Origin of the sequence: Scytonema sp. PRP1 (assembly GCF_036697665.2) — a bacterium.
Taxonomy (GTDB): Bacteria; Cyanobacteriota; Cyanobacteriia; order Cyanobacteriales; family Nostocaceae; genus Kalymmatonema; species Kalymmatonema gypsitolerans.
Genome location: NZ_JBAHYJ020000132.1, coordinates 112,493 through 133,938, shown reverse-complemented (window position 1 = coordinate 133,938; position 21,446 = coordinate 112,493). Strand labels below are relative to the sequence as shown.

Below are 21,446 nucleotides of genomic sequence, written 5' to 3'. Positions count from 1 at the left end.
TTTACTCCATTTTACTCCTAATTAAAACCACCTAAATCACACGGGGTGGGCATCTTGCCCGCCATAAATTAGACTTTTTGCAAAAGTCTGTATTAACTATTAGGAACCACAGATAATTCAATCATGGCAGATATCTCGCCTACCGCACAAAAATGGAAAAACATGGACTATTTGTCGGTTTAGTCACCTTGGACTTGATTTACCTTGCTGAGTCTCCCCCCAAGAATAACCAGAAGCTAGTCGCTGCTGACTATACTGTAACCGCAGGTGGCCCAGCAACTAACGCTGCTGTCACTTTCAGTCATTTGGGCAATCAAGCTACAGTGTTGGGTGTCATAGGTTCTCACCCAATGACGCAGTTGATTAAAGGAGATTTGGCAAATCACAAAGTTTTAATAACTGACCTTAACCCCACTACCCAAAACGCGCCGCCAGTTTCTTCTATTATTGTCACCCAAGCAACTGGTGAACGGGCAGTTATTTCCATCAACGCCGTCAAAACTCAAGCAACCAGCGAATCTGTACCGCCAGATATTTTGCAAAACGTTGATATAGTCTTGATTGATGGACATCAGATGACTGTTGGGAATCAAATTGCCCAAATGGCAAAAGCTAAGAATATCCCAGTTGCGATCGATGGCGGTAGTTGGAAACTCGGGTTTGACAAAGTCTTACCCTATGTAGATTATGCTCTTTGTTCTGCTAATTTTTATCCCCCTAACTGCCATACTGAAGATGAGGTTTTTACCTATCTGAGTCGAGTTGGTATTCCCCACATCGCCATCACTCATGGAGAAAAACCCATTCGATACCTCCAACATGGTAAAGCTGGTGTTATAGATGTGCCGACAGTACAAGCCGTTGATACACTCGGGGCTGGAGATATTTTCCACGGTGCTTTTTGTCATTACATCTTACGGGAAAGTTTTCCCACTGCATTAAAGCAAGCAGCGCAGATTGCTTCTTTTTCCTGTCAATTTTTTGGCACACGCCGCTGGATGCATTCCCGTCAGTAAATTTTCACTTTAAACGAAGTATTAGATTTTCAGTCTATTGTTCGTCCAACTTGCTTAAACCAGGTAAGCTTGTCCCAGTACCCACGCTGAAAGCGGATTTTCTCATCTATGACATGAAAGAAGCCACAGCCTCTCAAAGTGTACTTTTTATCTACTGTGCCTAATTCCGTTCCATCCCCAATGAATGTACCACCGCCAGACCATTCAAGAATAGCCCACTCTCCATCCTCAAATAAGTTTTCGATGTGGGTGTAAGTGTCTGGTGTTGAACGGAAGAAGTTGACAAAATCCCTATGAATGGCGCTTTTTCCCTCAACAGGAGTCCCGATAGCAATCTGAATGTTCACAGCATCTTCGTCGTAAAGTGCGGCTGCGGCGTCTGCATCGTGAACGTTCATAGCGTCCACCCACGCACTAATCACTTGCTTTGGTGTTCTCATGCGTAATTTTCTCGAGCTTAACTATTTATCCAACAGAGTACAGTCGAGCTATCCTTTGGGAATGTGACTTCCTAGGTAACGGTTTAATATAACACGCTTACCTGTCATGGTATCCTACAAGTCGTGGGATAGCCTTTTGTACAAAGTTTAATACCGTACTGTGCGGTATAACACTCCTCAGTTTTGGAATATGGGGATTACATAGCCGTTAAACACTCAAGACAGATAAGAGGAGAAGGCAATTAATGAAAGACTTAGAAAAAATCTTAGAACTCACTCGTTCCGTAGGTTGGGGAGCAACAGATATACTGCGCTCTTTCTACCATCAAACTGGCGACAACAATCTAGAAGTGCAGTATAAACAGAATGAGCCTGTCACAATTGCAGATGTAAATGTCAATAATTACATTTTAGAGAACCTGCAAGCGGCTTTAGGTCATGATGATTTTGCCTACATTAGCGAAGAAACTTACAAAGTCGAACAAGCAAAACAAGAATCGGTGTGGATCATTGACCCATTAGATGGTACGCGAGACTTTATCGAAAAAACTGGGGAGTATGCAATTCACATTGCCTTAGTGCAGGAAACACGCCCAGTGCTTGCTGTAGTAGCAGTACCTGAAGCTCAAAAGCTGTACTATGCCATCAAGGGAGGCGGTGCTTTTGTGGAAACCCGTGATGGGAAAAGTCTAGCGTTACAAGTGTCATCACGGGAACGTATCGAAGATTTAACCTTAGTTGTGAGTCGCAGTCATCGCAATCAAAGATTAAATTACCTACTACAACACTTACCATGTCAAAATCAGAAAGCAGTTGGCAGTGTGGGTGGCAAAATTGCAGCAATTGTCGAACAACGGGCAGATGTTTATATTTCTCTTTCTGGTACGTCTGCCCCCAAAGATTGGGATATAGCTGCCCCAGAACTAATTCTGACAGAAGCTGGTGGCAAGTTCACTCATTTTGACGGTACGCCGTTGCAATATAACACTGGTGATGTGAGTCAATGGGGTGGTTTGCTTGCAAGCAACGGTCAGTATCACGAGGTGTTGTGTCAGCAAGCTGAAAAAATCTTAGCACAGCTTTAGGGCTATTTAGTAGGCACAGCTTACAGCATTGGTGCTTTTTCTTCAGCTTACGCCATTTTTCACCAACTACCAGTCATCTGCCTCAGCCTTGATGATGTAGAAGCGACGCCAGAAAATGTAGAAACTGGCAAGTATCAAATGGTACGTACCATCGCTCTTGTCTCGAAAAAGACGACTTATTTTTGCTAATAGCAAACAATCAGCCTTAATAGTGCGTAAGTCCGGCTTTCTGTCATCTATCAAATAGAGTATATGAGTTCTTGAAACGTAATAATATTTCTATATATATAAAACAACTCAATTTTTCTTAACCTTTTAAAAAGCAAATGGTATTACAGATGTCATAGCTAAAGCACTTGATAGTGATAGATCATCAAGTAGGGCAATTTAATAGTTCGCTCTAATGTACCTTAACGAAATCTTGAATTGAGATATAATGAAGGTTTCCACTATTTGTTGTCAGTTGGGTGATCTACTATTTTAGGAGTGGAACGTATGAAAAGAGAACATCGACCAACAGTAGTCAATGATCGACTTAGGGACATCATTGCTCATGTAGAATCAACGTCAAACACAAATCATCTCAAGTTACTTGAACCCTCTCAGCCCGTACAAACCTTACCAAAGAATAGCAGTTCTTGTGGTGAGGATGCGACTTCCAATGGAAAATATATTGGCAAAAGCAACTGAAGTACGTGCTCCAAGTAGCTGATTTAGTATAAGAAATTGCTGTTTAGTTTTCCTTTGAATATCCTAGTTAGTTTTGTGAGAGTGATGTCAACAACTTGATGTGAGCGCGTTTTCTGAAATGTCTGAAATGTTTGTAAGTTGTTACCCCCCTTGCCCCATAATAGTATACGGGGCAGGGGATTTGTTTGTTTTACAAAAAATAAATATAGATAAATAGAGTAAAGCCTTCTGTTCTGGCACAATGGTCACAACAGGCGATCAAGTTCTCTCTTGCCAAGCTATCCATGACTGTTGCTGTTCACCTAGAAAACGTCTACAAGATTTACAATAAAATTCCCGTGGTCAATGACCTGTCATTCACGATCAATGCGGGAGAAATGTTTGGTTTACTTGGTCCGAATGGTGCGGGGAAATCTACGACAATTCGGATGTTGACCACCCTAACGAAACCAAGCCAGGGACAGATAGAGGTATCTGGCTATAATGTAGTGTCGCAATCGATATTAGCAAAGCAGCATATTGGCGTTGTCTTGCAGCAAATTAGTGTGGATGACGATTTAACAGTATGGGAAAATATGGAGCTGCACGGCAGGCTACATCACATTGCTAATCCTGGGCGACAGCGGCTGATTCATCAATGGCTAGAGTATGTTGAACTCGCAACCAAACGCGATGACTTGGTAAAAACCTTGTCTGGGGGTATGAAGCGGCGGCTACAAATAGCCAGAGCGTTGTTACATCAACCGCAAATTCTGTTTCTAGATGAACCGACGGTAGGACTAGACCCCCAAACAAGGCGACGTCTTTGGGAGATTATTCGGGATTTGAACAAGCAAGGGATGACAATGCTGCTTACGACTCATTATATGGATGAGGTCGAGTATTTATGTAATCGCATTGGCATTATGGATAGTGGTAGATTAATTTCTCTTGGCACCCTACAAGAGTTGCGCTCCGCTCATGGCGAAGGTTTGGTCATGAAGCAAACAGGAGACCGTTGGGAATATCTTTTTTTCCCTACTTTGGAAGATGCAAACTTGTACCTAAATCAACAAAATGATAAAACAGGGATGATGGTACGTCCCTCTAACTTAGAAGATATTTTCGTTGAACTCACGGGACGCAAGTTGGACTAATCTTACCCCCTTAAAGTTCGGAGTACGGCTTCTACCCTTGCTACGCTGTCCTGCATACCCTGCTTTTGGTATAAATCCCGGGCTTGTTGAAACACTGTAATTGCTTCTCTTGATTTGCCCTGCTTCATTAAAATATTACCCCGCAACTCATAGACTTGAGGATTTTTCGGGTCAAGGTTGACAGCTTGTTCGTATGCCCATTTCAGATTGTTGTTCTCTCCCAAACGCAACAGGACTGTAGCCAACCCTATATAAGCGTTGACATTACTCCGGTTAGCTTGTATCGCTTGACGGTAGGCTTCCTTGGCGGTTCTGTTATCTCCCAAATTGCCACTGACATAACCCAAAGCATATTGATAATCGCTATTGTTAGGATTAAGGGCAACAGCACGACGGTAAGCCTGTAGTGCTGCAGGAAAATTCCCTTGTTGGGCGTAGAGATAGCCAATGCCAGAATAAATCGTGGCGTTTTTTGGCTCTAGAGCAGCAGCTCTTTGATAGATGGCGATCGCACCATTATAATCACCACTATCTACCAGCCTCCGCCCTTCCTCCAAAAGTCCCTTTAACTCCTGGCTGCTTTGCTGTTGCGGTAGTGCTTCTTGAGCGTGAGCTACCAAAGGTATTGTTGCTACAAAGCTTCCTACTAGGAGAACACTTACTATCAATGATGTTCGATTGTACACAGTAAATTACCTGAAAGTTTCTGCAACTTTTTTCCACAATCTCCGTGGTTGATTGTCTATTAAAACAGATCTATTTGCTTTTGCAAACTCTATTTGTTTACTTTTACAAAATATTTACGATAATTTTCCTTTGGTTGTGTGAAATTACAGGAAATTAACATTCATTTTTCATATACTCTGCTTTTGAGGTATCTGCTTCGACGCTTGAAAATCCAAACAGCAGTATGAACTGACAATTATGTTTTTGAGGCAAATGTATGATTTTAACTACGACCGATGTGATTCAAGGAACCATCATCCAGTCATATTTAGGCATTGTAACGGCGGAAGTGGTCTATGGTAGCAATTTCCTGCGAGATTTTTTTGCTAGCATCCGCGATATTATCGGTGGACGCACGGGTAGCTACGAACGCCTCTTTGAGGAGGGTCAACGCAAGGCTTTAGAAGAATTAGAGCGACGGGCATTACGTTTAGGAGCAGATGCGGTTATTGGCATTGAAGTCGATACTGGCACAATCAATGTTGACCAATCAGGTGTTCTCATACTGATTACTGCCACAGGCACCGCTGTGAAACTGCGTTAGCAGTTATTACAGCAATTCTAAATATTGTGAACTGACTCGTTATGACTGATAGTGGGTAGTCGGTAGTGGTAAACAACGCTCCAACTACCGACTAAGTACTAAACAACCATTAACAACATTTCTGAAATTAAATGGAATTTCTATAGTTATTATCTGTTCACTCATAACTGTTTACTAATAACTATTTTGATATTTATTAAATGATAGATTAACTGTAATTAAAAAAATAGAGCTATAATTAAAAAAAGTTAGTTTCATCTAATTGCTCTTTTGAAATTTTGTAAATTCTCATTACAATTTTTCAATTTGATCAAGGTATTAAAACTTAATAAAAGTTAAACAAATGTGGTGAAAATAATAATATTCTTATAACTAAAGATAGAGTTCTTAATTATTTCCACTGATAGATATGTAAAATCATCACAAGCCATTTAATTTTAATCATTAGCATGAAAACCTGAGAAAAAAGTTTAGTGGAGTAGTTAAGGGGAAAATATAGTATGTCATACACAAATCGAGTAGGTGACGAAGTTATTACCGAGCCTGTGATCGGTCGAGTAGGCGATTACCACGACCGTGTTCGCTGGGGTCCTATTATTTCTGGTTTGTTGGTTGCCTTAGCAACTCAATTGATTTTGAGCGCCATGTTTAGCGCGATCGCAGCAGGCACTGTTGAAGGTTCAGGTGCACCCAGAACAATTGCACCTAATGTTGCAGGTAATGCGGGAATTTGGTCAACCATCGGTTTGTTGATTTCCCTATTTACTGGTGGTTGGGTTATGGCTCGTGCTTGTGGTCCAATGAACCGCAATACTGCTCTTCTCAACGGCGCAATACTTTGGGCAACGACTTTGGCATTAAGCTCTTGGCTACTAGCAAGTGGGGTATCAGGTGCTTTTGGTGTTGCAGCTTCTAATGCTGGAGAAGTGATTAACCAAGTGCAACAGCAAGGTGGTGTGAATATACCGCAAAACAACGTTACTGCTCAACAAGCTCGTGAGATTGCAGCAAATGTACGTTCCGGCTTGTGGTGGTTTGTATTTGGTTCCTTGTTGGGTTTACTCGCTTCAATGATTGGAGCTGCTGCTGGAACTCGTAGTCCGCGCACTACCCATCACGCATAAAAACTTGTTGATAAAAATAAATATCTCTATCATCTTTTTATAGCATTTTATAGCACCTTAATTAAGGTGCTTTTTTGTTATTGGTAGTAGTTACTGGTTAGTAGTTAGTTGTTAACAACTAACTATTTCCCACTACCACTTCAAGTACGCCGCCTCAATTCCTTGCTCTCGCCGAATCTTCCCATCTTTTTCAAACCAAGCAATGACCTGTTGCGCTGTCAAATCTTCAATCTTTACTTCATACTCTTGAGCAATTTGTTTCAAAAGCCTGAGTGATGAAATTGTCAATCTGGTTAAAAATTTCTCCGGTGAGGAAAGCAAAGCTGCATCTACTTTGACTGCCTCTTCTGGAGTTAAAAATTGTGGTGTTGACTGCTGTGATGGTAACTCCATAACTTTTGTCTAAAACTGACTCAAATTTACTAGTTGTAACAGGTGATGAATAATGGCTGATTGGTAAAGGCTATTACTAATTACCTAGAATTCATAACTTAGACTTAATATGAAGTCCCCACTCCTTGGGGCTACTCATGTCATAGAAAAACTTAAGGTCTGTTTTTTCTAGCTTGTACTAAATAGCCACAGCGATGTTCGCCGTTAATAATCCAGTGCGTACGCTCTACTGTACAATCTGGTAAAACTGCGGCAAACATTTCTAATTCATGACCGCAGACGCTAGGAAAAGACTCTGCAACATTAGAAATCGCGCAGTTGTGTTCCATGAGAATAAATCGTTCGCCTTGCGATGACTCACTCGATTCTACAGGGTGAGATTCAGCCATGAAGCCTTCAGCTTTTCTCAGTTCTACCAAAGTTGCCACCCTTTGTGATAAGGAAGCGTTACCCAGGCGTTCTCGATATTCTTGTGCTTTACGCTCCCACTGCTTTCGTAAAATTGAACTGACTTGGTCGCGTCCTACCGTTTCTGCTAATGTATCCAGTAGAGAAACAGCAAATTGACCGTAGCTATCAGCAACTTCCTTACTCAGGCGATCGCGTCCCTGATGAGTTAATTGATAAATATGCTGCGGACGCCCCATTCCCCCTTGCACGGACAAAGAGAAAGAAATCAGTTGCTCCGCCTCTAAATCCTTAAGATGACGACGAATCGCTTGGGGGCTAATATCAAGAGCCTCGGCTAAATCAAAAGCTGTAGTCTGCGGGTGTTTCAGCAGATATTCTAGAATATCTTGCTTTGTTGAGGACTGCTGGATAGTCACCATCATCGTCCTAAAAATTCATTTGTTTTGAAGAAAATATGATTTTGACAACAATGTTGTTGTTAATCTAGCTTAAAATGAAGATAAGTTAAACAACATAGTTGTTGTTTTAGTCTCTATACTTATTTTAGCAGTCGCGTAACCACTTGGTTACAGAATATGGGAATCGGCTCCCAAAAAGCCCGTCTCCCATCCTTAAAGAGATTCCATACAGCGAACACAAGAGAAAACTACCGATGAGTGCCACTGTCAAAACCTTAGTCAACCAGCCATACAAGTACGGCTTTATCACCGACATTGAAGCCGACATGATTCCGCGTGGACTAAACGAGGACATCGTCCGCCTCATCTCCGCCAAGAAAAACGAGCCGGAGTTCATGTTGGATTTTCGCCTGAGAGCTTTTCGCCAGTGGCAAAAAATGGCAGAACCAACTTGGCCAAGCGTTAAGTATCCTCTGATAGATTATCAAAATATCATCTACTACTCCGCACCCAAGCAAGCAAAACAAAAGCTTAACAGCTTGGACGAAGTTGATCCAACTTTGTTGGATACTTTTGAGAAGCTAGGCATTCCCTTATCAGAACAAAAGCGACTGGCAAACGTCGCGGTGGATGCAATTTTCGATAGCGTTTCCATCGGTACCACCTTTAAAGAAAAGCTGCTTAAAGATGGTGTTATCTTCTGCTCAATTTCGGAAGCATTGCAGGAATATCCAGAATTGGTGCAAAAGTACCTGGGTAGCGTTGTCCCAGCCGCAGATAATTACTTTGCTGCTCTCAATGCCGCTGTATTCAGCGATGGTTCCTTTGTCTATATTCCCAAAGGCGTAAAATGCCCGATGGAACTGTCTACCTACTTCCGCATCAACAACGGGGAGACTGGACAATTTGAGCGGACACTGATTGTTGCTGAAGAAGGTAGCTATGTCTCCTACCTGGAAGGCTGCACCGCGCCGATGTATGACAGCAACCAGCTACACGCGGCTGTCGTAGAACTCGTAGCCCTTGACAATGCCGAAATTAAATATTCCACCGTGCAGAACTGGTACGCTGGAGATGCGAATGGCAAAGGCGGTATTTACAACTTCGTCACCAAGCGCGGTTTGTGTCAAGGTGTCAATTCCAAGATTTCTTGGACACAGGTAGAAACTGGTTCTGCAATCACCTGGAAGTATCCTAGCTGCGTGCTAGTGGGTGATAACTCTGTGGGTGAATTTACGGTGGCGCTGACAAATAATATGCAGCAAGCCGATACCGGCACCAAGATGATTCACGTTGGTAAGAACACCCGCAGCACGATTATTTCTAAGGGAATTTCTGCCGGACAATCTAGTAATAGCTACCGGGGTTTAGTGAAAATCAATCCCAAGGCACAAGGGGCGCGGAACTATTCCCAGTGCGACTCAATGCTGATTGGGGATAATGCTCACGCGAATACTTTCCCTTATATTCAAGTACAAAATCATACTGCGAAGGTGGAGCATGAAGCTTCCACTTCCAAGATTGGGGAAGACCAACTATTCTACTTCGCGCAGCGGGGGATTTCGTCGGAAGATGCTATTTCGATGATGATTAGTGGCTTCTGTAAGGATGTGTTTAATCAGCTACCGATGGAGTTTGCAGTGGAAGCTGATAAGCTGCTGAGTCTGAAGTTGGAAGGTAGTGTTGGGTAAATGGAACCACAGCCTGTTGTAGCAGATGGACGCAGATAAATTATCTGTGTGCATCTGTGTCCATCTGTGGTTTAAATAAAAAACCGCCGAGGCGCAGAGGACGCAGAGAAAGAGAGAAGAGAGAGAGAACAAGCATGATTATTGAAAATAGTGAAGTTGTGCTGTCGGTACGGGATTTGACAGCTAATGTTGATGGAACACCGATTCTTAAGGGTGTGAACCTTGAGGTACGCTTGGGTGAAATCCATGCGATTATGGGACCGAATGGTTCTGGGAAGAGTACTTTTTCTAAAGTTTTGGCTGGACATCCGGCGTATGAAGTGACTGGCGGTGAGATAATTTTCCAAGGGCAAAACTTGCTGGAAATGGAACCGGAGGAACGCGCTAGATCTGGTATATTTTTGGCGTTTCAATATCCGTTGGAAATTCCAGGTGTGAGTAATTTGGATTTTTTGCGCGTGGCTTACAATTCCCGTCGCAAGGCGCAGGGTTTAGAGGAATTGGATGCGTTTGATTTTGATGATTTGATTGAACAAAAGCTGGATGTCGTGAAGATGAATCCTGCTTTCCTGAGTCGAAGTTTAAATGAAGGTTTCTCGGGTGGCGAAAAGAAGCGGAACGAAATTCTGCAAATGGCGCTATTAGAACCAAAGCTAGCAATTCTGGATGAAACAGATTCGGGTTTGGATATTGACGCGCTAAAAATTGTGGCGAACGGAGTGAATCAGCTGGCGAGTCCAGAAAATGCCACGATTATGATTACGCACTATCAGCGATTACTGAATTACATCGTGCCAGATTACGTCCATGTGATGGCAAACGGGCGAATTCTTACCAGTGGCGGTAAGGAATTGGCGCTAGAGTTAGAATCGCGTGGTTATGACTGGGTGTTGGAAGAGAATGCGGCTGAGGTAGGTGTGTGATGAATATTCTGGTTTCTCCCAGTTCGGTTCCTAACTCAAATCCAGTAGATTTGGCATCTGCTGTGCTGGATAGGGATGCTTATCTAACTGAGTTGTTAAATCAGGTTGTCCAGACACGCCATGGCGCGTCTGTTGAGGTTGATGCTTGGTTGCAGGAGTTACATGAACGCGCTGCGCTTTGGGTACGTAAATCGGTTCTCCCCACCACCCGCGATGAAGAATGGCGCTTCACTGATTTATCCTCTTTGCGGAAAGTGCAATTTAATGTAGAGACGAGAGGTGGCGCGTCTGTACAAAAAGATACGCTGCTACTACCAGAAGCTGCTAACAGTCGCTTGGTATTTGTTAACGGAGTTTATGCGCCTGATTTATCAGCGGTTGCAGATTTGCCTGATGGGATTGTGGTAAGCAATTTGACTAATTTGCCTGTAGAGACGAGAGGTGGCGCGTCTCTACAATCACGCGTGCAGCAATATTTGGCTCAAACTGAGGGAGCGCATGAGGTGTTCACCGCCCTCAATACCAGTGGAATCAAAGATGTTGCGGTGGTTTGGGTGGCGAAGAATGTGGTAGTGGAAACACCGATTCATTTGGTGTTTCTTGTTGCTGGGGAGGCTCCTTCGATTTCTCTACCGCGTTGTTTGGTAGTGGCGGAGACTGGTAGTAGTGTGACTTTGGTGGAAGAGTATACGAACCGCCAAGACGCCAAGAACGCCAAGGAGGAAGAGAAGAGAGTTTACTTTACCAATGCGGTGACGGAGATTTGGGTAGAGGAAAATGCTCAGGTGAGTCACACTCGGCTTGAGTTGGAAGGTGCAGAGGCTTTCCATATTGGCAAGACTGCTGTTTCTCAAGCTCGTGACAGTCGGTATACTTGTCATGCGATCGCTCTTGGTGGAAAGCTATCACGTCACAATTTAGAGATTTTGCAAACTGGTGAGCAAACGGAAACCACCCTCAATGGATTGACGATGATTGGGGGGAACCAGTTGGGGGATACGCATAGTGCGATCGCCCTTAATTATCCTTATAGTACGAGTCGGCAATTGCACAAGTGTATTGTAGGCGATCGCGCTCATGGAGTGTTTAACGGCAAAGTTTTTGTACCTAAGCCTGCACAGTTGACAGATGCAGCACAGTTGAACCGCAACTTGCTGTTGTCGCCGAAAGCCAGAGTTGATACCAAGCCGCAATTGGAAATTACCGCAGATAACGTAAAATGCGCCCACGGTGCTACGGTTAGCCAGTTGGAAGATGATGAAATCTTCTACTTGCAAAGTCGGGGTATCGATGAGAATGATGCTCGCAACTTATTGATTAACGCCTTCGCCGCCGAAATCATCAATCAAATACCTGTACCCTCTTTGCGAGAAAGACTCACACAAACCGTCAACAGTTATCAGTCAATAATTAATGACTAATGACAAACATGTAGAGACGCGCCATGGCGCGTCTCTACAATGGCTAATGACTAATGAGTAATAATTAAAATGACTTTTACCCAAGAAAAAACCCTTGCTGATATAGTCCGTGCTGACTTCCCGATACTACACCAAGAAGTTAACGGCAAACCCTTAATTTACTTCGACAACGCCGCCACGTCGCAAAAACCTTTGCTCGTACTCAACACCCTGCGAGACTATTACGAGCAGTACAATTCCAACGTGCATCGTGGCGTGCATATTCTCAGCGCCAAAGCCACCGACGCTTACGAAGCCTCAAGAGACAAAGTTGCTGCGTTCGTCAATGCTGCATCGCGCCAGGAAATTGTTTTCACCCGCAATGCGTCTGAGGCGATAAATTTGGTTGCTTACAGCTGGGGAATGAACAATTTGCAACGAGGGGATGAGATTATCCTCTCGGTGATGGAACACCACAGTAATTTGGTACCCTGGCATTTTGTCGCGCAAAAGACGGGTGCGGTGCTGAAATTTGTCGAACTGGCTGCAGAAGAAACTTTTGATTTGGAACAGTTCAAAAAGCTGATTTCCGAGAAAACAAAATTGGTGTCGCTGGTACATGTCTCTAATACGTTGGGTTGTATTAATCCTGTAAAGGAGATTTGCGAAATAGCTCATAAATATGGTGCGAAAGTATTAATTGATGCTTGCCAAAGCGTCCCTCATATGCCCATCAACGTGCAGCAAATTGACTGTGATTGGTTGGTGGCTTCTGGTCACAAAATGTGCGCTCCAACAGGGATTGGCTTTTTGTATGGCAAGTTAGAATTGCTGCGGTCAATGCCTCCCTTTTTGGGCGGTGGTGAAATGATTGCGGATGTGTTTTTAGACCATTCTACATACGCGGATTTACCCCATAAATTTGAAGCGGGTACACCTTCAATTGGAGAAACAATTGCTCTTGGTGCAGCGGTAGATTACCTTAGTGGGATTGGTATGGATAAAATCTATGCCTACGAATCAGAACTGACTGTCTATCTATTCGAGCAGCTAGAACAAATTCCACAAATTCGCATCTACGGTCCTAAACCTAAAGTAGCAGGTTTGGGCAGAGCTGCTCTTGCTGCATTCACCGCCGGAGAAATTCACGCTAACGACATATCTACATTATTAGACCAAGAAGGCATTGCCATCCGTTCCGGACACCACTGCACGCAACCATTACACCGGCATTTAGTGATCCCGGCGACTGCACGGGCTAGTCTATCTTTCTACAACACTCGTGAAGAAATTGATGTTTTCGTCAAAGCGTTGAAGGAAACGTTAGATTTCTTTGGCGGTTTCTTAAGTTAAGTTGATGATGGACAATAGAACTCTTGCATAAGTCAATTTTTTTGGAATTAAACCACAGATGAAGACAGATGCACACGGATAAATATCGGTGTCCATCGGTGTCCATCTGTGGTTCAAAAATTCATAACTCATATTTTTACAAGAAGTCTAATGTTTGTTGCGCCCCTCAGACTAGAAGTCTGGGAGCAAAGCAGGCACACATACAAAGCCTGCCTACACAGGTTATTATATAAGTCCGCCTACGCGGACTTCCCTTCGGGAAGCCGCTTCGCGTCATGTTTGTATAGCCGCCATTACGAACATCGCCAGGTATTTTTCAAGCATGATTACTACCTCAACCCCTGCTGAACAAAGAACAGTGCTGCACAATATTAGCTGGGAAACCTTTGAAGCCTTGGTAACAGAAACAGGTGAGGATAGAGGTTCTCGGTTTGCTTATGAGTGTGGCACTTTAGAAATTATGACGCCACTTTTTGAACATGAAAACCCGAAAATTCAATTCGACCGTTTTATCTTTGCCTTGGTTGAAGAACTAGAAATTGATATTAAAAGTGCTGGTTCTACAACATTAAAGCGGCGATTAGCAAAGCGAGGAATAGAACCAGACAACTGTTACTACATCCAAAGCGAACCTATTGTTAGAGGTAGGCAAACACTTGATTTAGAAACTGATCCACCGCCAGATTTAGCAATTGAAATTGATATTACCAGCAGTTCAGTTAACAAATTTGAGATTTACTCTGCGCTAGGCGTACCTGAACTTTGGAGATATAACGGGCGAGAGTTGAAATTTTATCAGTTGATAGAAGGGCAATATGTTGAGCGCGAATTGAGCGTTGCCTTTCCTATAGTATCGCTCAATGAAATAAGCAGATTTATTGAGCAGAGTAAAACCGTAGGGGAAATTGCTTTGCTAAAATCATTTCGCACTTGGGTGAGGGGGAAAAAAGGATGTTGAGTCTGCATTAATATACGCAAAAAACCCAATCAAGGACATAGGTCAAAAAATTAAACAAAAGACGAAACGATTAGTATTTTTAATGAACTAGCTGAATATAGACAGCGCCTAGGTTTACCCCCGGCTGGTAGTGAAACAGACAAATCAACCATAGCCAACTTAAAAATAGGTGGTCAAAGTTTCTTCGGTATAAATTCTAGTAATAATCCAAATCCTCGACTGATAACACTTAGTGTCAATCCCATCACTAAAACCCACGCTGAGGCTGATGCTTTTCAGCAAGCAGCAAATACTGGTATTAGAGGTGGTAAGGCTTGTTTGAGGGTTGACCGCGAACTTTGCGATGCTTGCGGTTTAAGAGGCGGGGTAAATTCTATGGCTTGGCAGTTAGGTATAGAAGAATTAGAAATCATTACTCCTACTGGAAGTAGAACAATAATAGTAAAACCACCAAAAAGAAGGAGGCAATAATGTTTGTATCAGACTTATCTGTTGAAAAATGGAATGGCAACAGAAATGAAGGTGACTTAATTGAAAACCCAAATTGGAGCCAAATCGAAACAGCTATGCGCGAGTTAGATGGCAAAAGCAAAACTTTAGTAACATTGGGAGCAGATGATGAAACTTACATGAGTATTGGGGGCGGTAATTTGGGGAAATACGTTGTTACCGCAACCTTCGATAACCTCAACTTTCATACTTTAGTTGATTTATCAAAACCCGATGAAACAGAAAAGCTGGTTGTGGGCGGACAAGAAGGAATTTATCCAGCAAAAATGTGTGTTGATTTGCTGCGCTGTCTGCTAGCTGCTAGAACATTTACAGAATCAGGCACGCTTGACTCCTTACTTTCTTGGGAAGAAGATAAGTCATTAGTAGTGGCATGATAAGAGCGATATCTCAAGTCAAAGAATCTGGCTGTACTTCTAGTCTTCGCAACTCTTGAGCCAACCTTTGGGCACGTTGTTCAGCGGACTCCTAAACTCAAAAATCCATCTGGTACGATCGCGGGTTCCTCAAGATCGTACTAAATCCCCATGTCAACGCCAAAAAACCAATGCATGCGGCTTACCCATACCTAAGCTAGGATTGCTTTGAGCAAACTGGGGATCAAATCTTGCAATTGATTATCTACAGGAATATCGTCAGAACTGGGTAAATCCTCCCCACAGGGCAAGCAGTGCAATGGGTTGTACTTTAAGATAGTGAAGTTGCTTGCAGACTCTTACACTGATGATATCCAGTCGAGAACCATTGTCTCTGTATTAAGAAATTTATACTCTGACAGCGTTTTCTTGCGAAAATTCCCAATCGGTGAACCTCTATAGGAGAATCTGTGAAGCTTGCGCTCTAAATTTGGTTAGTTAAGGGAGAACAGATGACTCTCAAGCGGTTGGGTTTAATCATACTGACGTTGGTTGCGATATTGCTTGTCGGCTTATCTTTGTTAAGTAGTTGGCAGGAACCTCAGTTCCAGAGTCGTTTGGAACTTTATCAAACAAATATTGTGCTGCAAGCTGCTTCTTGGGAACCGCTAGATGGCAACAGCGCGAATTTCAAGCCATTGCAGGATGCACTACTGGGCGTTAAACCTCTTGAAAGCGCTACAGAACAGTATCAAGAGGCACGTAAATCCGCTCAAACTAATTTGGAAAAAGCCAAAAAGCAACTGGCGCAGCTTCAATCTGAACCCGCTACGACTCCTACAACTCCTAAACCGCAACCAGAATTGCCTCCTGTTACCAACACCTCTCGTCAGGAACAGCAGCAAAAGTTGCAGCAGTCTGTTAAACAACTGCAAAAATTAATTCCTGAATTAGACTTGCGGCTGGGAATTTTACAAGCGCAGCAAGGAAAAATAGAGACGGCACAGAAAACTTGGAGTCAATTGCAGCAACGTTCAGACATTAATCCTGAATTTGAGAAAGCTGCAGCTGTGTTGGCGGGGCTGAGGAGTGATCCCCCGCGTATTTTCCCTTCTTCCGAACAACTGATTCAAAACAATTTAGATGGTTGGTTTCGCTATATTGCTCTGAGTGAGTTATACCAACTTCAGGAGCGTCAGGATGCTTTGGCAGATCTGGAAGCAGTTCAACAAGAAGCTGCTGAACAAGCATTGTTGAAATTAGCAATTATCGGTAGCGTTCCAGCACTGACGGCTTTTTTAGGTTTAGGGCTGCTGATTTTTTTGGTTGGACAGCGCCTTATCCAAGGGAAAACAGCTTTATTGGCTCAAAATTCAGATGTGGGTTGGTCAACGCCTTGGGATGGGGAAACGATTTTACAGGTTTTTGTCGTGGGCTTTTTCTTGATGGGACAACTTCTTGTGCCCATAGTCATATCTGTCCTCCCCATCCCGCGTCCCGCCCCTAATGTCAGAATTCAAGCATTATACGTCTTGGTAAGTTACCTGTTGGTGGCATTTGGTGCTTTATCAGTACTGTATTTATCTATCAAACGCTTTTTCCCTTTACCAGACGACTGGTTTCGCTTCCGGTTAGGAGGTAAGTGGTTTTTGTGGGGGCTGGGTGGCTATTGTGTGGCTTTGCCCATAGTGGTGGTCGTGTCTTTGATTAATCAACAACTCTGGCGAGGACAAGGTGGAAGTAATCCCTTGTTGCAACTGGCGTTAGAAAGCCAAGATACTGTGGCGCTTGGCATATTCTTCTCTACGGCTGCGATCGCCGCCCCAATTTTTGAAGAACTTTTGTTTCGCGGGTTTTTGTTACCCTCCCTGACTCGTTATCTACCTGTATGGGGATCAATTCTTGCCAGTGCTTTTCTATTTGCAGCTGCTCACCTAAGCTTATCGGAAATTTTACCGCTGTTCGCCCTAGGTATTGTCTTGGGGATCGTTTACACGCGATCGCGCAATCTCCTTGCTCCTATGCTTCTCCACAGCCTTTGGAACAGCGGCACTCTGCTAAGCCTTTTTGTCTTAGGCAGCACTAGTAAATAATACTTTCTGCTTGCCGTTGAAAATACTCAAAATCTTTAAAAAAAATTTACAAATTTTTACCAATTCATTATTGGTATTTAGTGTCAATCAATGCTACCTTGAATGCACAAATATTATTACGGATAACACTTACAAAAAATTGCGGTAAGTCTGAAAGCCCAAACCCTGCATGGGTCGAATCAAAAACGAAATGGGAACTCCACTTTTCATGAATCGTCTAGAGATGTGTAAGCTGGAGTACACATAAGTATCTGCGTATGTAGGATCGTTAAGCGCTTGGAGACTGATGCTTATGTCAGGAGAAATAAAAAAAATCCGGAAATAGCACGACTTCACTTGTATGAAGTAATGGGGCATAGTTGTATTTCGCATTAATTGCAAAATACTCTCAATAAAAGCATTTTTGGGGAAGAAATCGTACAAAAGTGCTGTACTGGGATTTCTCGTTAAAGTAAAGAAACAGGAATGATTCAAGAGTGTAGGCTCAAGTGGTCGCTGCCCTGAAAACCTCGCTCCTCTGAAGCTGCCGCGTTCCCTAAAAAGTAGTGGTACGCTGCTTTTGCATATCTGTTTTACCTGTATTAATACTTAGTTATGATAAAAATATTAATACTCAGTAATTAATCATAATTATTTTATAGCAGTATAAAATTTCAATTTTATATGTCATTTATAAAGTGAAGGAGCTTGACGCATATGGCAAATCTCACCCCCAGTCACGCCGCCAAACAACTTTTAGCTGGATACTGCGGCATTATTTTTGGAGGTTTTGGTATCCATAAATTTATTCTTGGGTATGCACCAGAAGGATTTATCATGCTAGTGATTTCCTTAGTAGGAGGTTATTTCACCTACGGATTTACATTCTTGATTATGCAGCTTGTAGGTTTAATTGAAGGGATGATTTATTTGAACAAATCCCACGACGAATTTGTTAATAGCTACTTCGTGAAAAAGCAGGGCTGGTTTTAGAAAATCGTCTTTCAGTATTGAATTTCTATTTTAGAGTATCTATCTGAGGTGCATGAACTCATAATTTTACAGTAGTAGGAGGGGCACTGCTCATCCTACAAACAGCTATTGACAGCCTTGAGTTACCATTGCTTATACCTTTAAGATTTGTCACCACTAAGGGCGGAACTTTATCTGTCTTTTATTCACCCTTCTGTGGGTAAATTTATTTCTATAGTATGTGTCAATTAATTCTAAGTTAAGAATAAACTAGAACTCTATTACTTACTCTAAAGACTATTTATATTTAGTGAAAAATATTTTATTTCTACCAATATGTTAACGCTCAAACGTAAAAATATAACCTTAACACTACTCACAGTATTGGGATTAGCTTATTTCTGCAGTATGTCTCATATCGCAGTCAATCCTTTCTGGAAAAGCGAGATGCTCCTTATACCAATACAGCTAGTTACACTTATATACGTGACTTATCTGCGTTCGAGCCGTCGGTGATAGGGTCTGAAGGTGTAAATTAAATTAGAAATTCAAAAGAAAAACAATTTTTTTATAATTAATACACAACTACACCCCTATACAACCATAACTTAACAAAACTTAATAAGTTTGACATTATGTCAAAGCTTTGGATTTCGCCTACGCTCGAATTAGAGACGCTTTTAGAGAGGCGTTAAAGTTTCATCGTAGCAAATTCAAAAACTTTCCATGCAAATTGTCTCGAAAACTAACGTTTCCCCAGAACCAGCCTCGACAACAGAGAAAATCACTTTGGATGTCGGGGGTATGAAGTGTGCTGGCTGTGTGAGGGCAGTAGAACGTCGGCTTACTGAGTATCCAGGAGTTAAAAGCGCCTGTGTGAACCTGGCGACAGAGGTAGCAGTCGTAGATTTGGAAGCTGGTGCAGTCGATGCGGATGCACTGGCAAAGCAATTGACAGCTGCTGGGTTCCCAACTCAACCCCGGAAACTAGGCGGGAAAGTAGTAGGTGAGACAGAATCAATACAAGACCCAGCAGAACGACAGCGCCAAGAAATGCAGTCTGCAAAACGGCAATTGATCGTTGCTGCTGTCCTGCTGATCCTGTCATTTATTGGTCATATAGGTAACATTGGTGGTTACGTAATACCGATTTTGCATAACATCTGGTTCCACTGTGGATTGGCAGCGCTAGCGCTTCTCATCCCTGGTCGCCCAATTTTAGTGGATGGCTGGCGGGGTTTACGGCACAATGCACCCAACATGAACACTCTAGTGGGATTGGGAACACTAACAGCTTACATCGCTAGCTTGGTGGCTCTGCTGTTTCCTCAACTTGGGTGGGAGTGCTTCTTTGACGAGCCAGTCATGATGTTAGGCTTTATCCTACTAGGACGGACACTGGAAAAACAAGCCAGAGGTCGCGCTGCAGCAGCATTTAAGGAATTGCTCGCCCTCCAGCCGGTTGTTGCACGATTGATTGCCAAGCCTAAAACGACGGAATCGGCTGCCGCGTTGTCTTCCAATAAAGGAATTGTAGAAATTCCGGCTGAGGTGGTGCGTGTTGGTGAATGGTTACAAGTTTTGCCAGGAGAGAAAATTCCGGTCGATGGTAAAGTCGTCGATGGGCAAACAACTGTCAATGAGTCCATGCTAACTGGAGAAGCGGTGCCAGTGACAAAGCAACCAGGAGATTTGGTGACAGCAGGAACACTCAATCAATCAGGAGCGATCGCCATTGAAGCAACCCGCACTGGAAGTGATACGACTTTGGCTCAAATTGTCGCCTTAGTGGAAGCCGCACAAACCCGTAAAGCGCCGGTACAAAAATTAGCAGATACAGTTGCTGGGTACTTCACTTACGGTGTATTAACGGCGGCATTGTTAACATTTGTCTTTTGGTACTTTTTCGGCACGCACATCTGGCATGACGCAATTATGTCGTATGCCATGCAAATCTCTCACCACTCCTTACTCAGCACGCCTCACAGTTCACACCCCACGATCTACACCCCGCTCCTTGTGAGTTTAAAGCTAGCAATAGCCGTAATGGTAGTCGCTTGCCCCTGTGCTTTAGGGCTTGCTACACCAACAGCAATTTTAGTAGGAACAGCCATTGGCGCAGAACGGGGTTTGCTGATCAAAGGCGGCGACGTTTTAGAAAAAGTACACGAATTAAACACAGTCGTGTTTGATAAAACTGGTACTCTTACCACAGGTCGTCCCGTAGTCACAGATTGCCTACCAATTGAGGGACTGGAGAATAATCGCCAATCGCTCATCGCCAATCCCCAATCGCTCATACAACTGGCAGCAGCAGTAGAAATCGGCACGATTCATCCTTTAGCAACGGCAATTCAGCAAGAAGCTCAACGGCAACAGTTATCTATCCCAGATGCTGTGGACTTTCGTACCGAACCAGGGCTTGGTGTCTCTGCTGTCGTAGAAGGCACTTTGGTGCTTTTAGGGAACTGTGACTGGTTGCATTGGCACGGAATTTCTATCAGTGAAACTGCACAAAAACAGGCTCACAAGCTAGCAACAGATGGTAAAACGGTAGTTTTCGTAGCAGTTGGAGACGCGGTAGCCGGACTGATTGCTGTTCAAGATACCCTAAGACCAGATGCTAAAGCAGCACTAGACGAGCTGCGCCAGATGGGTTTACGGGTGATGTTGCTCAGTGGAGATACACAACAAGCAGCAAATGTGACAGCAAAACAACTCGGACTAGATACCAGTGATGTTTTGGCTGGCGTTCTCCCTGCGAAGAAGGCTGCTACTATTCAAGAATTACAAGCATGGGGAACAAAGCGAAGTAGTGATCACTCTATTGTCGCGATGGTAGGAGATGGCATTAATGATGCCCCAGCCCTATCTCAAGCTGATATAGGTATTGCCTTACACTCGGGTACTGATGTTGCGATGGAAACAGCGGAAATTGTCTTGATGCGGGATAACTTAACTGATGTTGTAAAATCCATACAACTTAGTCGTGCAACTTTGAGCAAAATCCGTCAAAATTTATTTTGGGCTTTTGCGTATAACACTCTTGGCATTCCTTTAGCTGCTGGTGTTTTGTTGCCAAGTTTAGGTTTTGTCTTAAGCCCATCGGGTGCAGCTGCATTAATGGCTTTTAGCTCTGTTAGTGTCGTCACTAATTCCCTTTTATTACGACGTTTTGCTCATCGCCCCTAATCTCCTCGTTTCGAGGTATTATTTGTGAGCGTAAATATTTGGTTTTGCCAATCTCA

Annotated in this window: 21 protein-coding genes; 16 read left to right on the top strand and 5 right to left on the bottom strand. The window is 43.2% G+C overall.

The window, feature by feature from the left end; all coding sequences use genetic code 11:
• The first annotated feature begins 152 nt into the window (after window positions 1–152).
• On the top strand, window positions 153–1,016 hold the full coding sequence (locus tag V5G28_RS34800) for a sugar kinase (protein WP_332996136.1): 864 nt from the start codon (window positions 153–155) through the stop codon (window positions 1,014–1,016).
• A gap of 29 nt (window positions 1,017–1,045) precedes the next feature.
• Here V5G28_RS34800 and V5G28_RS34795 read toward each other — a convergent pair whose 3' ends face one another.
• A complete protein-coding gene (locus V5G28_RS34795) occupies window positions 1,046–1,456 on the bottom strand; it encodes a nuclear transport factor 2 family protein (protein WP_332996134.1) in 411 nt (136 codons plus the stop codon).
• Window positions 1,457–1,701: 245 nt separating this feature from the next.
• On the opposite strand from V5G28_RS34795, the gene V5G28_RS34790 reads away from it, so the two are divergent.
• Window positions 1,702–2,541 (top strand): 3'(2'),5'-bisphosphate nucleotidase CysQ family protein, encoded by an 840-nt coding sequence (locus V5G28_RS34790; protein WP_332996133.1) that lies wholly within the window; start codon window positions 1,702–1,704, stop codon window positions 2,539–2,541.
• Between the two features lie 66 nt (window positions 2,542–2,607).
• Here V5G28_RS34790 and V5G28_RS34785 read toward each other — a convergent pair whose 3' ends face one another.
• Window positions 2,608–2,784, bottom strand: a complete 177-nt coding sequence (locus V5G28_RS34785) for a hypothetical protein (protein WP_336231542.1) — start codon at window positions 2,782–2,784, stop codon at window positions 2,608–2,610.
• A gap of 252 nt (window positions 2,785–3,036) precedes the next feature.
• On the opposite strand from V5G28_RS34785, the gene V5G28_RS34780 reads away from it, so the two are divergent.
• Both V5G28_RS34780 and V5G28_RS34775 read left to right on the top strand, forming a co-directional pair.
• Complete coding sequence (locus V5G28_RS34780; RefSeq protein WP_332996129.1) at window positions 3,037–3,231, top strand: hypothetical protein; 195 nt, start codon at window positions 3,037–3,039, stop codon at window positions 3,229–3,231.
• A 284-nt stretch (window positions 3,232–3,515) separates the two neighbouring features.
• Window positions 3,516–4,367: an ABC transporter ATP-binding protein gene (locus tag V5G28_RS34775; RefSeq protein WP_332996128.1), complete on the top strand. Its 852-nt coding sequence runs from the start codon at window positions 3,516–3,518 to the stop codon at window positions 4,365–4,367.
• A gap of 2 nt (window positions 4,368–4,369) precedes the next feature.
• Here V5G28_RS34775 and V5G28_RS34770 read toward each other — a convergent pair whose 3' ends face one another.
• Window positions 4,370–5,053: a tetratricopeptide repeat protein gene (locus V5G28_RS34770; RefSeq protein ID WP_332996126.1), complete on the bottom strand. Its 684-nt coding sequence runs from the start codon at window positions 5,051–5,053 to the stop codon at window positions 4,370–4,372.
• Window positions 5,054–5,310: 257 nt separating this feature from the next.
• Between V5G28_RS34770 and V5G28_RS34765 the strand changes: the two genes are divergently transcribed.
• Together V5G28_RS34765 and V5G28_RS34760 are read left to right on the top strand one after the other, a co-directional pair.
• Complete coding sequence (locus V5G28_RS34765; RefSeq protein ID WP_096561195.1) at window positions 5,311–5,637, top strand: YbjQ family protein; 327 nt, start codon at window positions 5,311–5,313, stop codon at window positions 5,635–5,637.
• Window positions 5,638–6,137: 500 nt separating this feature from the next.
• A complete protein-coding gene (locus V5G28_RS34760) occupies window positions 6,138–6,761 on the top strand; it encodes a hypothetical protein (protein ID WP_096561196.1) in 624 nt (207 codons plus the stop codon).
• Window positions 6,762–6,893: 132 nt separating this feature from the next.
• Here the strand turns inward: V5G28_RS34760 and V5G28_RS34755 are convergent, their stop codons facing one another.
• Together V5G28_RS34755 and sufR are read right to left on the bottom strand one after the other, a co-directional pair.
• Complete coding sequence (locus tag V5G28_RS34755) at window positions 6,894–7,154, bottom strand: hypothetical protein (protein ID WP_073632356.1); 261 nt, start codon at window positions 7,152–7,154, stop codon at window positions 6,894–6,896.
• Window positions 7,155–7,306: 152 nt separating this feature from the next.
• Window positions 7,307–7,984, bottom strand: a complete 678-nt coding sequence (gene sufR, locus V5G28_RS34750) for an iron-sulfur cluster biosynthesis transcriptional regulator SufR (protein WP_332996292.1) — start codon at window positions 7,982–7,984, stop codon at window positions 7,307–7,309.
• 233 nt (window positions 7,985–8,217) lie between these two features.
• Here sufR and sufB point away from each other — a divergent pair, with 233 nt between their 5' ends.
• From sufB to V5G28_RS34700, 10 genes are all read left to right on the top strand, one after another.
• The gene (sufB, locus tag V5G28_RS34745) at window positions 8,218–9,654 is read left to right on the top strand and encodes a Fe-S cluster assembly protein SufB (protein WP_336231541.1); all 1,437 of its coding nucleotides are present in this window, start codon (window positions 8,218–8,220) and stop codon (window positions 9,652–9,654) included.
• Between the two features lie 134 nt (window positions 9,655–9,788).
• Window positions 9,789–10,577: a Fe-S cluster assembly ATPase SufC gene (gene sufC / locus V5G28_RS34740; protein ID WP_332996122.1), complete on the top strand. Its 789-nt coding sequence runs from the start codon at window positions 9,789–9,791 to the stop codon at window positions 10,575–10,577.
• Window positions 10,577–11,998: a Fe-S cluster assembly protein SufD gene (sufD, locus tag V5G28_RS34735; protein WP_332996120.1), complete on the top strand. Its 1,422-nt coding sequence runs from the start codon at window positions 10,577–10,579 to the stop codon at window positions 11,996–11,998. The genes sufC and sufD overlap by 1 nt, the downstream gene beginning before the upstream one ends.
• A gap of 69 nt (window positions 11,999–12,067) precedes the next feature.
• The gene (locus V5G28_RS34730; RefSeq protein WP_332996118.1) at window positions 12,068–13,330 is read left to right on the top strand and encodes a SufS family cysteine desulfurase; all 1,263 of its coding nucleotides are present in this window, start codon (window positions 12,068–12,070) and stop codon (window positions 13,328–13,330) included.
• 322 nt (window positions 13,331–13,652) lie between these two features.
• Entirely contained in the window at window positions 13,653–14,288 is a 636-nt protein-coding gene (locus V5G28_RS34725) for a Uma2 family endonuclease (protein WP_332996115.1), read from the top strand.
• A 69-nt stretch (window positions 14,289–14,357) separates the two neighbouring features.
• The gene (locus V5G28_RS34720; RefSeq protein ID WP_332996290.1) at window positions 14,358–14,759 is read left to right on the top strand and encodes a deaminase; all 402 of its coding nucleotides are present in this window, start codon (window positions 14,358–14,360) and stop codon (window positions 14,757–14,759) included.
• A complete protein-coding gene (locus V5G28_RS34715) occupies window positions 14,759–15,175 on the top strand; it encodes an Imm1 family immunity protein (protein ID WP_332996113.1) in 417 nt (138 codons plus the stop codon). The genes V5G28_RS34720 and V5G28_RS34715 overlap by 1 nt, the downstream gene beginning before the upstream one ends.
• 491 nt (window positions 15,176–15,666) lie before the next feature.
• Window positions 15,667–17,247, top strand: coding sequence for a CPBP family intramembrane glutamic endopeptidase (locus V5G28_RS34710; RefSeq protein WP_332996111.1), 1,581 nt, complete (start codon window positions 15,667–15,669; stop codon window positions 17,245–17,247).
• Between the two features lie 696 nt (window positions 17,248–17,943).
• The gene (locus V5G28_RS34705) at window positions 17,944–18,219 is read left to right on the top strand and encodes a TM2 domain-containing protein (protein WP_096561202.1); all 276 of its coding nucleotides are present in this window, start codon (window positions 17,944–17,946) and stop codon (window positions 18,217–18,219) included.
• A 705-nt stretch (window positions 18,220–18,924) separates the two neighbouring features.
• On the top strand, window positions 18,925–21,390 hold the full coding sequence (locus V5G28_RS34700; protein WP_332996109.1) for a heavy metal translocating P-type ATPase: 2,466 nt from the start codon (window positions 18,925–18,927) through the stop codon (window positions 21,388–21,390).
• Window positions 21,391–21,446 lie beyond the last annotated feature (56 nt).

Bases quoted from the DNA above. Each gene is read 5' to 3' on its own strand.
- V5G28_RS34800 (WP_332996136.1), top strand. From the start codon at position 153: ATGGAAAAACATGGACTATTTGTCGGTTTAGTCACCTTGGACTTGATT.
- V5G28_RS34795 (WP_332996134.1), bottom strand. From the start codon at position 1,456: ATGAGAACACCAAAGCAAGTGATTAGTGCGTGGGTGGACGCTATGAAC.
- V5G28_RS34790 (WP_332996133.1), top strand. From the start codon at position 1,702: ATGAAAGACTTAGAAAAAATCTTAGAACTCACTCGTTCCGTAGGTTGG.
- V5G28_RS34780 (WP_332996129.1), top strand. From the start codon at position 3,037: ATGAAAAGAGAACATCGACCAACAGTAGTCAATGATCGACTTAGGGAC.
- V5G28_RS34775 (WP_332996128.1), top strand. From the start codon at position 3,516: ATGACTGTTGCTGTTCACCTAGAAAACGTCTACAAGATTTACAATAAA.
- V5G28_RS34765 (WP_096561195.1), top strand. From the start codon at position 5,311: ATGATTTTAACTACGACCGATGTGATTCAAGGAACCATCATCCAGTCA.
- V5G28_RS34760 (WP_096561196.1), top strand. From the start codon at position 6,138: ATGTCATACACAAATCGAGTAGGTGACGAAGTTATTACCGAGCCTGTG.
- V5G28_RS34755 (WP_073632356.1), bottom strand. From the start codon at position 7,154: ATGGAGTTACCATCACAGCAGTCAACACCACAATTTTTAACTCCAGAA.
- sufR (WP_332996292.1), bottom strand. From the start codon at position 7,984: ATGGTGACTATCCAGCAGTCCTCAACAAAGCAAGATATTCTAGAATAT.
- sufB (WP_336231541.1), top strand. From the start codon at position 8,218: ATGAGTGCCACTGTCAAAACCTTAGTCAACCAGCCATACAAGTACGGC.
- sufC (WP_332996122.1), top strand. From the start codon at position 9,789: ATGATTATTGAAAATAGTGAAGTTGTGCTGTCGGTACGGGATTTGACA.
- sufD (WP_332996120.1), top strand. From the start codon at position 10,577: ATGAATATTCTGGTTTCTCCCAGTTCGGTTCCTAACTCAAATCCAGTA.
- V5G28_RS34730 (WP_332996118.1), top strand. From the start codon at position 12,068: ATGACTTTTACCCAAGAAAAAACCCTTGCTGATATAGTCCGTGCTGAC.
- V5G28_RS34725 (WP_332996115.1), top strand. From the start codon at position 13,653: ATGATTACTACCTCAACCCCTGCTGAACAAAGAACAGTGCTGCACAAT.
- V5G28_RS34715 (WP_332996113.1), top strand. From the start codon at position 14,759: ATGTTTGTATCAGACTTATCTGTTGAAAAATGGAATGGCAACAGAAAT.
- V5G28_RS34710 (WP_332996111.1), top strand. From the start codon at position 15,667: ATGACTCTCAAGCGGTTGGGTTTAATCATACTGACGTTGGTTGCGATA.
- V5G28_RS34705 (WP_096561202.1), top strand. From the start codon at position 17,944: ATGGCAAATCTCACCCCCAGTCACGCCGCCAAACAACTTTTAGCTGGA.
- V5G28_RS34700 (WP_332996109.1), top strand. From the start codon at position 18,925: ATGCAAATTGTCTCGAAAACTAACGTTTCCCCAGAACCAGCCTCGACA.